Here is a 13,827-nt window from a genome sequence, read left to right on the forward strand (position 1 = left end):
ATGGACACTGATAAATGATAAACAGCTAAACAATCATAAATCAATAACTGGCGCTACAGATGGGACACTCTGTATCTTTCCGATAGCCCATCAGCCGTTGCTGCATCTGGCTACCATCCCATATTAACAGCTTATTTGTCAGTGGATTTTTGGTCAATCCTAAATATTGCAAAGCAGCATTGGCTTGTAAATTGCCCATGATAGCTGTGGTACTGGCAAGCACCCCTGAATTGGCACAAGTACGCTCATCAGCTACTGTATCGTCAGCCTCTGCATCAACTGTCACCGATCCAAACACGCAATGGTAGCACCCCGTATTCAAATGCGGCTCAAATAATGCCAATTGCCCTTGCATCGCAATCGCTGAAGCAGATAATAGCGGAATCTGATAGCGTACACTAATACGATTAATGATATCGCGAGTCGCAAAATTATCAGTACAATCCAATAGTAGATTTGGCTTACCAGAAGCCATATCTAACAACTCATAAGCGTTGTCTTCACTCAATCTCGCCACCGTACCACGCGCAATTATCAAAGGGTTAATGCGCTCTAACATTTGCGCAGCTGTCAGCGCCTTAGGCTTACCGATGTCTTCAGGTAAAAACAGCGTTTGGCGCTGTAGGTTACTGGCCTCAATCACATCATCATCAATCAGATGAACGTATCCAAGTCCTGCACGTACTAAAGTCTCAGAAGCAGGACAGCCAAGTCCGCCTGCTCCAATCATAACGATACGCGATGATTTTAAACGTAGCTGGGCATCAATATCCCAACCATCGAGTAGTATCTGCCGTGCATAACGCAGCAGCTCAGCATCTAATAACATCTCTGTGTCTATAATCTTACTCATATTTATAACCATTACTTAAGATTAAAGCGAATCTTTATTAAGCTGCCCAAGCGTCACTCTATCATTACCACCGAAATCTTGAATGGTTTGTATATGATGAAAGCCATTGTTAATAAACAACTGTCGTACCGCAGACCCTTGATCAAAACCATGCTCAATCGCTAATAAGCCGTCTACTCGTAGATATTGCGGTGCATACTTAATAATATGCTCAATATCAGCCAAGCCATGATTGGGCGCACTTAACGCACTGATGGGCTCTGCGAGCAAACCTGCTAAATGCTCATCTGCCTCATCAATATAAGGCGGATTGGAAACAATAACATCGAATAACTGTGTGTTATCAGTGGATAATTCGCTATACCAGCTGCTTTGAACAAATTCAATATTATGTACTTTATTCGCAGTAGCATTATATTTTGCAACTTCAAGAGCTTTTGCTGAGAAGTCAACAGCAACCACTTGCCAGCTTAGTAGTTTTAACTTATCAGCCAGTTTTAACTCATGCGCAATACTAATGGCAATACAGCCTGAGCCTGTGCCCAAATCTAGTAGACGCTTATTGCTAGCAGTAGCATTAGGCGCAGACTCTTTATCCTGTGCACTTATCCACTGTAGTACTTGCTCAACCAACACTTCAGTATCTGGTCTCGGTATCAAAGTATGCTTATTAACGATAAAATCAAGCGACCAGAATTCCTGCTTGCCCGTTAAATAAGCAAGTGGTGTGCCCTGCTGCATTTTAGTCACACCAGTATTAAATCGCTCATATTCTGTATCTGTAAGCTGATAATCTTCATCCGTCATTAAAAACACTGCTGGCTTATCAATGACATACAAGAGCCAATCCGTTATCCAAAATGCTGGAACGGCTAAATCTTTAGCCATTTGCACTGCTTGATTTTTAATTTCCTGTACTGTTATATCCGCTACTTTTGGCGCTGTCATAAACGACTCTTGATAGTTATATAGACTTTATCCTTTATACTCCACACATTATTCTGACGCACGCGGTGGCTCATTCGTATTTGATAAGTTAGGGTTAGCTTTAGTTAATTCAACACCTTTGTTATCTCCACTATTATCATTATCGTCATCACTATAGATATCATCGTTATCACCAATGACGATATACTTATCAACGTAATAAATCAGCGCTAAAATAGGAATACCAATTAAAAAGGTGAAAATAAAGAAGAATTGATAGTTGGTATTATCAACGATAGTGCCGGAATAACCACCTAAAACCTTAGGCAATAAAGTCATCAATGAAGAAAAAATGGCATATTGTACGGCAGTAAAACGAATTGAGGTCAATGCTGATAAAAATGCAATAAATACAGCACTAGCAAGCCCGGCTGCCAAATTATCAAGACTCACCGCCAAATACATATAAGGCAAACTACCTGGATGATAAGTCAATAGCACGAATAATAGGTTGGTCGCGCAGGCGAGGATTGCCCCAACCATCATGGCATGCATGATGCGCATTCTTTGTGCTAATAACCCGCCTAAAAAGCCACCGGCAATGGCCATAATGACCCCAAATAACTTCACCGCATTGGCAATCTCAATCTTAGTAAAGCCCATATCTAAGTAAAAAACGTTGGATATGACGCCAGCGACAATGTCAGAAACACGGTAGAGTCCAACTAATGCCAGTAATAGCAGTGCTTTTTTTCCATAACGCCGGAAGAAGTCAGCAATGGGCTCAATCCACATCTGCATCGCCATTTGTTTTTTTACCACACCCGCTTTTACCAAACCATAACCAATAATTAAAGCAACGGCTAAGCTCAATGCCAGATGTACTATCTCTAATAAGAATCCAACCACCGCACTGTCAGTTTCTGGCAGGAGCGAACCAGCGGTAATAAATGCCCAGACAAAACCAGAAACAGATAAGACAAATACTAAAAATAAACGCGCATAGTCTGACGTTTTGCGAGGGATCTGAAGCTGAGCGCCGTCTGATGAAGTAGTGAGCACCTGACTAATGGCAGGCTCACGGATAATCAAGGTAGTTATCACCCCAGCCCCCATGACCGCTGCCATGACCCAATAGGTGTTACGCCATGCCTCATAGCTATACAAAGCTTCGGTAGAGCCAAAATAGTCAGCCAAATACAATGCACCAGCGCCCGCGACAATCATACCGATACGATAGCCTGCGACATACATGGCAGACAGCACCGCCTGTAGACTTGGCGGTGCCAGCTCAATACGATACGCATCAACCACGATATCTTGAGTCGCTGATGAGAACCCAAGCAGTACTGCACCGACTGCCATCAGCGTTAAGCTATCCTCAGTAATCGGGTTGACACTCGCCATAATACAAATCGCCAGAATAATCAATAACTGTGCGACCAATATCCAAGCACGCCTGCGACCCAGCAATTTGGTCAATATCGGCAAAGGCACCGCATCAACCAAAGGTGCCCAAATAAACTTAAACGAGTAGCCGAGCGCTGCCCAACTAAACATCGTCACTACGCCACGGTCAATCCCTGCTTCACGCAGCCACAATGACAGACTAGAGAAGATCAGCATAATAGGAATGCCGGCGAAAAACCCCAAGAACAGCATGATCATCGCGCGGCGGTCAAGATAAGCTTTAGCCGCCTCACCCCATGGTTTTTTGGCAACTGGAGGATTAGGCGGTATAGATTGGACAGCAGACATAACAACTCACCGAAAATTTAGACAAAAATACGACAGCGCGCTATCTTTCATCCAAAAACCTTATCCACTGGCAGTTATGCTATCGATACTATATAACGTAGAAGCCGTCAGGATAAAAAGGGACAAAAAATTGCCTAGCTCTGTACAAAGAAAATGACATTTGCTGCAAAATTGAATTATGGTACTTGAGAACGTCTAAATTGCCTAGGCATTATGCTGATATTTTTGCATTAAATAGCTTGTAACGCGCGTTATAACCTTCTTATGTATCACAGCGGTAACGCAGCGTATTGTAAAATGTGTCATAAGCTTACTTAACTGTTAGGTTAAGCCTAATTTCATTTATCTTCGTAAGTTTTAACATTGTTATTATGCATCATCTTAATTACGCGTTACTATTAATAGCTATCGGTTAATAGCTATCAATCCTAATTTATAGTCGTCAAAAAAAATCTTAAAATATAGTGTAATCAGAATTAGAAAATAACACTTGAAGTCAGAGGCTTATAAAAAACTAATCGTTATTTATATAGCGATTAATTATTTAAAACGCATCATTCTTATTTAATAGTTTTTTAAATCACTAATAACACTATATGCTAGGTACATAAACAATAGCACTTACCAATGTTATTGACTGCTTTTTGTCCTCATTTATATTAGCAATACTTAGGAGTTATTTAATGTCCAACTCGACCCCCAATGATTCAACGCCCAGCAATTCAGGATCACAGTCTAATGGCTGCCCTGTAGACCACAACAATCCTGATAACCGTGACGATAATGTTGCTAACAGCAACACTACTTATGATCAAGGTGATGGCCAAGGTCCGACAATACATAGCGAAAACGTCGATGAGTCGCATACCCCGCAGCGTCCTAGTATGGGCGGCTGTCCAGTCATGCATCAAGCACATACTACCACTGCATCTGCTGCAACGGATTGGTGGCCAAACGCTTTAAATCTAGATATTTTGCATCAACAAGATAATAAAACCAATCCGATGGGCCCGGACTTTGATTATGCTGAAGCCTTTAAGCAATTAGATTTAGAAGCGGTCAAGCAAGATTTAAAAGACCTAATGACTGAATCACAAGAGTGGTGGCCAGCAGATTGGGGTCATTATGGCGGCCTTATGATTCGGATGGCTTGGCATTCCGCAGGCACGTATCGTAGCTCTGATGGTCGTGGCGGCTCTAACACTGGTAACCAGCGCTTTGCGCCATTAAACAGCTGGCCGGATAACGTTAACTTAGATAAAGCGCGTCGCCTACTATGGCCAATGAAGAAAAAGTACGGCAATAAGCTATCTTGGGCAGATCTGATGATTCTAGCTGGTAATATGGCCTATGAATCTATGGGCTTTAAAACTCTAGGTTTCGCTGGCGGTCGCGCTGATATTTGGCATCCAGAAAAAGACATCTACTGGGGCTCTGAGCGCGAATGGCTAGCGGCAACCAAAAATCGTTATGATAATGACGAAGAACGTGAATCATTAGAAAACCCACTAGCAGCCGTACAAATGGGCTTAATTTATGTCAACCCTGAAGGTGTTGATGGTAATCCTGATCCGATAAAAACAGCACAAGATATACGCACTACCTTTGCTCGTATGTCGATGAATGACGAAGAAACGGTTGCCTTAACTGCTGGCGGCCATACTGTTGGTAAATGTCATGGTAACGGCGATGCGACTGTTTTAGAAGATGAGCCAGAAGCCGCTGGCATTCAAGAGCAAGGTTTAGGCTGGCGCAACCCTAACGGCAGCGGCAATGCTGGCGATACCGTTTCCAGTGGTATTGAAGGCGCATGGACCACTCACCCGACCCAATGGGATTATGAGTATTTTGAGCTGCTATTAGGTCACAACTGGGAACTAACCAAAAGCCCAGCCGGTGCATGGCAGTGGGAGCCGACTGATATTGCTGAGGAAGATAAGCCAGTAGATGCGCACGATCCTAGTATCCGCCGCAATCCTATGATGACCGATGCCGATATGGCAATGATTAAAGATCCGGCTTATCGTAAAATTTCAGAAAACTTTCATAAAAATCCACAATACTTCGATGAAGTGTTTGCTAAAGCTTGGTTTAAGCTCACCCATCGTGACTTAGGACCAAAAGCGCGTTATTTAGGTGCTGATGTACCGGCAGAAGATTTTGTCTGGCAAGATATTGTTCCTGAAGGCAATGCTGACTTAACAGCTGATGATATTGCCACGCTAAAAGCGCAAATATTAGACAGTGGTCTCAGCCGTCGTGAATTAATCATCACCGCATGGGACAGCGCCCGTACTTTCCGCGCCTCTGATTATCGCGGCGGAGCTAATGGCGCACGTATTCGTCTCGCCCCGCAAAAAGACTGGGTAGGTAATGAGCCTGAGCAACTACAACGTGTGCTTGAGACTTTGACCCGTATTCAAACAGAATTTGCTAAAACTATTAGCATAGCTGATTTGATCGTTCTTGCTGGTAATAGCGCTATTGAACAAGCAGCGGCTGAAGCTGGCGTCGAGGCTAGCGTACCTTTCAATGCAGGTCGCGGCGATGCAACAGATAAAATGACCGACGCTGAATCGTTTGACGATCTTGAGCCACGTCATGACGGCTATCGTAACTGGGTAAAAAACAACTATGCGGTATCGCCTGAAGAGATGTTGCTTGATCGCACTCAATTAATGGGTCTAAGTGCACCTGAGATGGTGGTACTAATCGGTGGTATGCGCGTTCTTGATACTAACTATGCTCATAAGCAACACGGCGTCTTGACCGACCGTGCTGGTGTGCTTAGCAATGACTTCTTCGTTAATTTGACCGATATGAATCTTACTTGGCATCCAATCAATGACAATGATGATTCAGAGCATACCTCCAATCTTTATGAAGTACGCGAGCGTGCGACCGGTAATGTGAAATGGCAGGCCACTCGTGTTGACTTGGTGTTTGGCTCAAACTCTATCTTACGTGCTTATTCTGAACTATACGCTCAGGATGATAACTTAGAGAAGTTTGTCCATGACTTTATTAATGCTTGGAGCAAAGTGATGAATGCAGATCGCTTTGGCTAATCGTTAGGTATAACTGCTAATCTTAGTTTTTACTGTTATTGAGTAATAAGTAAAACAGTCACCTTAAAAAAGGTGGCTGTTTTTTATGGCGTAACATAAATTCAATAGCTTATTTTAAATCACTAAAAGCGCTTCAATAATTATCTACTTATTCCAAAATAATATAAATACATGTATATTTAGTATATACGTGAATAATAGGTTTGATTTACACTAGCTACTTATTGAATATTTGTACGTTTTTATTTTACATACAGACGAGGTTTGTATGTTTATACAATAGGGTAAAGTGATGGCAATCGACGTAGTGGTCAATCAGCGGCATCTGCAAATCCAACTCAAACAGTTGGAAACAGTGTGGCATACAGTAATCAATGGCTATAACTTAAGTCAAGCAGCAACGGTACTGCATACCAGTCAATCAAGCCTATCAAAGCATATTGCGGCGCTTGAAAATCAGCTTAAAACCGAAGTATTTGTTCGACAAGGCAAACGCTTGACTGGACTTACGACGATGGGCACCGCGCTCATGCCGCATATTGAGTCTATTTTTGCCGAAATTCGTACGATTGAAAATTTAAGCCTCGATTTTAATAATCCAAATGTTGGTACATTGACCATTGCCACGACTCATACTCAGGCACGTTATGTATTACCGGAGGTGGTAAAAGCGTTTAAAGAACGTTTTCCTAAGGTTAATCTAATTTTACAACAGGCAGATCCTGAAACTATCGCACAGATGGTGATACGCGGACAAGCCGATATTGGGATTGCCACCGAGTCTTTATTACATAATAACTATTTACGCTGTTATCGTTATTACGACTGGACGCATCGCGTTATTGTACCAAGCGACCATGAACTTGCAGGCTTAGAATCTATTGACTTACCGACTCTTGCCAGTTATCCGATCGTCACTTATCATGGCGGCTTTACGGGGCGCGGCGCGATTGATAAAACCTTTAGTGATGCAGGACTTGAGCCGGATATCGTACTGGCCGCACTTGATGCCGATGTGATTAGCACTTATGTTGGCTTAGGTTTAGGTATTGGTATTATCGCGGAGATGGCTTTTGAGCCGAGTCATTATCAAAACCTCACTGCTATACCAGTCGACCATTTCGGCCGCTTTACCAGTTGGATGGCGGTACGTGATGATGCAGAAATTCGTCAGTATGGGCGTGCATTTATGGAGCTATGTCAAAAACAGTTCAGTCAGTAAGGTTTTTAAACCTAACCGATAATGTTTACATATAGTCAGTTCAATGTAAAAACGATACAGTGGGACTAGGATGAGTTTTTTGTAGCCTCTGTCGGCGTAGGCACAGCAAGCCAGAAAAACTCATCCTAGTCTCGCGTGATAAAATAACGTATCTGTTTTATTGGGTATCAACTATAGTAAAAAATAATTAACGACGGCCTCATTATTACTAGATAGTGAGGCCGTTTTTTATCTTTTGCCTTGGAATTTATATTTATCGTTTTAGCTCTATTTTTTCTATCCTATTAAGATTTGTTATCACTTTTTATGTCGACCTTTTTATATGGATTAATTGCCCCATTATATAAGGTGTTGAGCATTTAGTATTTGCACATTTATAAGTAATTTAACAATAAAGATGCAAGCGAATGCTTTTATAACACTATGATTTTATAACAAATAATACTGTCATATCTGATATGACATCATAATAACAGGTGATTTATGAGCAATACCATTCCCTTATCCTTTCTAGATTTAGCGCCCGTTCCTACTGGCAAAACCATCGCTGAAGGCATTGCCCAAACCGTTGAGATAGCACAGCAAGCAGAAAAATCTGGCTTAAATCGCTATTGGATGGCTGAGCATCATAATATGCCGGGTATCGCTAGCGCAGCAACATCGGTACTACTATCGCACATTGGCAGTCAAACCAAGCGTATTCGTATCGGTGCAGGTGGCGTCATGCTACCCAATCATGCGCCCCTTGTCATCGCTGAACAATTTGGCACTTTGCAGGCGCTATACGGCGACCGCGTAGATTTAGGTTTAGGCCGCGCCCCTGGTACTGATGGCGCAACCTTTCAGGCGCTACGTCGGCAGATGCAAGATGCCGATCGTTTTCCACAAGATGTCCAAGAATTGATGTACTTTTTGGGGAATGGCACAGATAATAGCCCAGTACAGGCGTTTCCGGGTGCAAAATCTAATATCCCTATCTGGATATTGGGTTCTTCATTATTTGGTGCGACCTTAGCGGCGCATTTGGGATTACCGTATGTGTTTGCTTCGCACTTTGCGCCGCAAATGCTTGGACAAGCCGTCACAGCTTATCGCGAACAATTTAGACCATCCGCTTATTTAGATAAACCTTATGTGATGCTGGCAGCTAACTTGTTACTAGCGGACGATGATAAAACCGCAAACTATCACTTTACCTCAGCACAGCAGAGTTTTGTGCGCTTGCGCCGTGGTGAAATGGGTCAAATGCCAAAACCTACCCATGATATGGATAGTATTTGGAGTTCAAGCGAGAAAATGATGGTTGATAGTGCTTTATCCGTGTCGTTTATCGGTTCTGTTGAAACGGTTAAGCCAAAGCTTGCTGCTTTTCTTGCAACCTATCAACCAGATGAGCTGATTGTCACAGCAAACGTCTATGATCAAGCAGCACGTCTACGTTCACTTGAACTTACATCTGAGCTAAACTTGTTTACTTTACAATAGGCCATCGTGCTTGCATAATTGATACATAACTTTAATGAGATTACGGTCATGGAACCCTCTGCTGCTATCGGTTCATCAATATTTTTATATATTTTGGCTTTTATCGCAGTTATGATTGTTGCCGGTTATTTTACTTACAGTATTAGTCCTCGCGGAAAAAAACGTCGCGAAGATAAACGTAACAACCGCCGTTAGCCAAACTATTATCGTTAATTCAATTCTTCATATAGTTTTTTATATAATAGTAAACGCCTCCTATTCTTATATGAATAGGAGGCTTTTTTATATTTAGTTTTTGCTAATCAAAATCAGTGCGATGGCTGCTTGTTATTAGCGGATATTAAAAATTCAGGAAAGCCACACCTTTAAGACAGTACGACACCAAGATTTTCCTGCTGAGCCAGTTGCGTGATATGTATAGCCACTGCCGCATCAAAGCTTGCTGCGCCAACCGATTTGAATAAGGTAATGCCTTTATCAGACCTCGTCGTTGCTTCATTTAACCTGCCTGTCACCAGCGCTTGTAAATCACCGCTCAGATCATCCCATGTCCATATACAATCAGCGGCATCATGCGCTTGAATTAAATCTCCAGCTTCATGACGACAGCCGACTAAATCATCAACGATGACCATACTGCTATTTTCGATAACTTTATTACTAACTTCTTTCATCGATGGTAGATACGCCCCTACTGCATTGATATGGACATCGGGCTTAACTTGCTCGGCGCTAAATAAACCTTTATCAGAACGTGTAGCAAGATTAATAATATCCGCATCTTTTATAGCATCTTCAAGCTGTTCGCAAACCTTTAGCTTAACATCCCATTGAGGATAATCACGAGCAAATTTGGCTCTAAAATTCTCTGCCCCTTGCACATTTCTATTCCAAAGATAAACCGTTTTAATCTCAGGGCGCACAGTAAGCACAGCGTGTAGTTGCTCGTAAGCCATGCCGCCGCAACCGACAACGGCTACACTTTGACAATCCGCCTTTACCATATATTTGGTTGCGATACCGGATAGTGCTGCCGTACGCACTTGCGTGATATAAATACCATCCATTATCGCTAAAATCTCGCCATTGGTATTATCCGACACCGTAATAATCGCCGTCGTGGTTGGCAAATCACGACTAGGATTATCAGGACAAATAGTGACCAGTTTCACCGCTGTATATTCCTGCTGTCCATCATAAATAGTCGATGGCATCGATAAATGCGAGCCTGAGCGTTGCTTATCATCCTCACTAAAAGTCTCAATAACCAAGCGCTCAGGTGCTTTGACCCAATTAGGATACTCAGCTTGCAAATGTAACAGCTTTTCAATCGTATCAATCGTCGCTTGCATCGTTAAGTGTTTAGTAACGGTTTCTTTATTTAACCATTGCATAATAATGACTCCGTTTATTTATTCATTAATTTATTTATTGTTATAATCTTTACTTGTTGCTCAAATTATCCTACTACATCAGCCCCATTCCGCGTAAGATCCCTGCTCCGATTGCCATACCAAACATTCCTACCACCGTAGTGAAGCCTAAAATATTGGCCGCTAAAATATCATTACCGCCCATGGCCTTCGCCATGACATAGCTTGCAGCAGCTGTCGGTGCGGCTGCCATTAAAAACAGCACACCCATATGTACACCAGTCAGTCCAAAACTAAGCCCTACTGTGATGGCGACTAATGGCGCGATAACGATACGGCCTATACTCGCCTGCATCGATATGCCTGAAAGACTGAGCATCGATTTTAAGTCAAGACTGGCACCCGCACAGATCAGCGCTAAGGGTAAGGCAACTGCCGCGAGCAAATCACCCGTCGTATGAATAACACCAGTAATCGGTGATAATGATAGTGCTTTGTAAGCAAAAGCGGCGACCAGTGCCACCATAAGTGGATTAGTCGCCAGCTTTTTGACAATTAATATAGTACGGTTAATGCAAGTATCGTGTACATTTTTGGACACACGACTAAGGGTAATAACCGCTAATATATTAAATAATATCGTTACTATGCCCATGTATACCGCGCCAATACCTAACCCTTGCTCTCCATAAGCGTTGGCAACGGTTGCAAGGCCAATAATGGCCATGTTACTACGGAATACCCCTTGTACAAAGACCCCTTGATCAGCAGGCTTACTGATAAAGCGTCCGGCGTACAGCTCAGAACCTACAAATAGAATGAATGTGACGACAACACCAGCCGCTATTAATATTAACTGCTTAGCATAATCCACCTCACTATCGACCACACTAAAAAATAACAAGCACGGTAAACAGTAATTAAATACAAAGCTTGAGGCTTGATCGATAAACGCTTTACTCGCCTGTCCATTTTTTTGCATAAAAAAACCCAACCCCATTAAAGCAAGGTTGGGCAGAACAATGGTAATCGCAAAAAGAATAGCTTCGATCATGAATAGGCTCAAGTCAGCAAGATGCCCCAATAGATAGAGGCATCGTTACGGTAAGATAGATTATGACCCTAAAGCAGCCTTCGCTTTCTTCTGTTTTTTTACTGTCATCGCCAATAGCTGAATGGCGGCAGGTGTTACACCGCTAACGCGACCCGCTTGAGCTAAAGTTGCAGGACGTATTTGAGTCAGTTTTTGCACAATTTCATTTGATAATCCAGATACCACGCTATAATCAAAATCTACCGGTAGCGCTGTATTTTCTAGACGCTTCATCTGATCAATATCTTCTTGCTGACGATCAATATAGCCGGCATATTTAACGGAGATTTCAATCTGCTCGCCGACTAAGGCATCGACCTGTGAATCAGTAATCACAGCGATATCAGCAAAATGTATTTGTGGACGTTTTAGCAAATCATAAGCCGTCGATTCTTTCGAAAGCACTTCGCCCGTTTGCGCGGTTACCTGCGCGCCTAGTGCATTGGCAGGCGTTGCCCACATATCTTTTAAGCGAGACGTTTCTTTAGTAATAGCTTCCATTTTTTCTTCGTAGGCCTGCCAGCGCACATCATCTACCAAGCCAAGTTTTCGACCTGTCTCTGTTAAACGCTGATCAGCATTGTCTTCACGCAAGAGTAAACGATACTCGGCGCGACTGGTAAACATCCGATACGGCTCAGTAGTGCCATGCGTAATCAAATCATCGACGAGGACGCCAAGATAGGCTTCATCGCGGCGCGGTGTCCAAATATCAAACTCACTATTATTAGTGGTGACCAAGGCCGCATTAGTTCCTGCTAGCAAACCTTGTACGCCTGCTTCTTCATAACCCGTCGTACCATTAATTTGTCCGGCGAAATATAGACGGTCAATAGACTTAGTTTCAAGCGTCGGCTTTAAATTTTGTGGGTCAAAATAATCATATTCAATCGCATAGCCGGGGCGCGTGATATGCGCATTTTCTAGTCCTTTCATGCTATGGATAAATTCTAACTGCACATCAAATGGCAAACTGGTTGAGATGCCATTTGGATATAGCTCATGAGTGGTCAAACCTTCAGGTTCGATAAATATCTGATGACTGTCTTTATCAGCAAAGCGATGGATTTTATCTTCAATAGACGGACAATAACGCGGACCAACACCTTCTATTTTGCCCGAGAACATTGGCGAGCGATCTAAATTTTCACGGATGATATCGTGAGTGCGTGAGTTAGTATGAGTAATATAACAGTTGACCTGCTCAGGATGCATAGACACATCACCCATATAACTCATCACTGGTAATGGTGTGTCACCCGGCTGTATAGTCATCACACTAAAGTCTACACTACGCGCATCGATACGTGCTGGCGTGCCGGTTTTGAGGCGACCGACTGGAAGTTTTAGCTCACGCAAGCGATCAGCAAGCTTAATAGACGGCGGATCCCCTGCTCGTCCACCTTTTGAGTTTTCCAAGCCAATATGAATGACGCCACCTAAAAACGTACCTGAGGTTAAAATAACCGTCTCAGTCTTCAAGACAATACCGGTAGCAGTCACTACCGCAGTAGCGCGACCATTTTCAACCAAAATATCGTCAGCCGCTTGTTGAAATATATCAAGATTTGGCTGGTTTTCTAAAGTATGACGAATAGCCGCTTTATAAAGAATACGATCGGCTTGCGCACGTGTCGCACGAACAGCAGCGCCTTTACGACTGTTCAATACCCGAAACTGAATACCTGATTTGTCAGTAGCCAATGCCATTGCACCGCCCAGCGCATCAATCTCACGTACCAGATGCGACTTGCCGATACCACCAATCGCTGGATTACAACTCATCTGCCCAAGCGTCTCGATATTATGAGTCAACAACAAGGTTTGCGCGCCCATACGTGCAGCAGCTAAAGCCGCTTCTGTACCGGCATGACCACCACCGATCACTACCACGTCGTAATTTTTTGGGTATTGCATGTATGCCTCGCTTGACGGATTACGGCTGCCCTACTACAAGCAATTGATTTATTAGCAATAACTTGTAGTAGGATAAATCAGTATCGGTCGTATTTAGAAAATTAATAGCCGGTAATTATAGCAATTTTTGA

The 13,827-nt window shown here is 42.8% G+C and carries 10 protein-coding genes; 4 read left to right on the plus strand and 6 right to left on the minus strand.

The genetic code is table 11. From position 1 onward, the window contains the following. Window positions 1-40: 40 nt before the first annotated feature. The 3 genes from WAZ74_RS11250 to WAZ74_RS11260 are packed head-to-tail and all read right to left on the minus strand — an operon-like array spanning window position 41 to window position 3,538. Window positions 41-853 (minus strand): HesA/MoeB/ThiF family protein, encoded by an 813-nt coding sequence (locus WAZ74_RS11250; RefSeq protein ID WP_422308389.1) that lies wholly within the window; start codon window positions 851-853, stop codon window positions 41-43. A 21-nt stretch (window positions 854-874) separates the two neighbouring features. Further along, window positions 875-1,801: a peptide chain release factor N(5)-glutamine methyltransferase gene (prmC, locus tag WAZ74_RS11255; protein ID WP_422308390.1), complete on the minus strand. Its 927-nt coding sequence runs from the start codon at window positions 1,799-1,801 to the stop codon at window positions 875-877. A 48-nt stretch (window positions 1,802-1,849) separates the two neighbouring features. Then, window positions 1,850-3,538, minus strand: a complete 1,689-nt coding sequence (locus tag WAZ74_RS11260) for an AmpG family muropeptide MFS transporter (protein WP_422308391.1) — start codon at window positions 3,536-3,538, stop codon at window positions 1,850-1,852. 884 nt (window positions 3,539-4,422) lie between these two features. Here WAZ74_RS11260 and katG point away from each other — a divergent pair. The 4 genes from katG (at window position 4,423) to WAZ74_RS11280 (ending at window position 9,508) form a co-directional block, all read left to right on the plus strand. Continuing rightward, window positions 4,423-6,606, plus strand: coding sequence for a catalase/peroxidase HPI (gene katG / locus WAZ74_RS11265; protein ID WP_422308516.1), 2,184 nt, complete (start codon window positions 4,423-4,425; stop codon window positions 6,604-6,606). A 292-nt stretch (window positions 6,607-6,898) separates the two neighbouring features. Next, window positions 6,899-7,828 carry a LysR substrate-binding domain-containing protein gene (locus WAZ74_RS11270; RefSeq protein ID WP_201562611.1) on the plus strand — a complete coding sequence of 310 codons (930 nt, stop codon included), beginning with the start codon at window positions 6,899-6,901 and terminating at the stop codon, window positions 7,826-7,828. A 483-nt stretch (window positions 7,829-8,311) separates the two neighbouring features. Further along, complete coding sequence (locus tag WAZ74_RS11275; RefSeq protein ID WP_422308392.1) at window positions 8,312-9,313, plus strand: LLM class flavin-dependent oxidoreductase; 1,002 nt, start codon at window positions 8,312-8,314, stop codon at window positions 9,311-9,313. 48 nt (window positions 9,314-9,361) lie between these two features. Beyond that, a complete protein-coding gene (locus WAZ74_RS11280) occupies window positions 9,362-9,508 on the plus strand; it encodes a hypothetical protein (protein WP_422308393.1) in 147 nt (48 codons plus the stop codon). A 170-nt stretch (window positions 9,509-9,678) separates the two neighbouring features. Here the strand turns inward: WAZ74_RS11280 and WAZ74_RS11285 are convergent, their stop codons facing one another. From WAZ74_RS11285 to mnmG, 3 genes are all read right to left on the minus strand, one after another. Further along, a complete protein-coding gene (locus WAZ74_RS11285; protein WP_422308394.1) occupies window positions 9,679-10,707 on the minus strand; it encodes an ornithine cyclodeaminase family protein in 1,029 nt (342 codons plus the stop codon). Window positions 10,708-10,780: 73 nt separating this feature from the next. After that, entirely contained in the window at window positions 10,781-11,740 is a 960-nt protein-coding gene (locus tag WAZ74_RS11290; RefSeq protein ID WP_422308395.1) for an AEC family transporter, read from the minus strand. Between the two features lie 60 nt (window positions 11,741-11,800). Next, window positions 11,801-13,696, minus strand: a complete 1,896-nt coding sequence (mnmG, locus tag WAZ74_RS11295; protein WP_422308396.1) for a tRNA uridine-5-carboxymethylaminomethyl(34) synthesis enzyme MnmG — start codon at window positions 13,694-13,696, stop codon at window positions 11,801-11,803. Between the last annotated feature and the right edge of the window lie 131 nt (window positions 13,697-13,827).

The organism is Psychrobacter sp., assembly GCF_049295055.1.
Lineage (GTDB): Bacteria > Pseudomonadota > Gammaproteobacteria > Pseudomonadales > Moraxellaceae > Psychrobacter.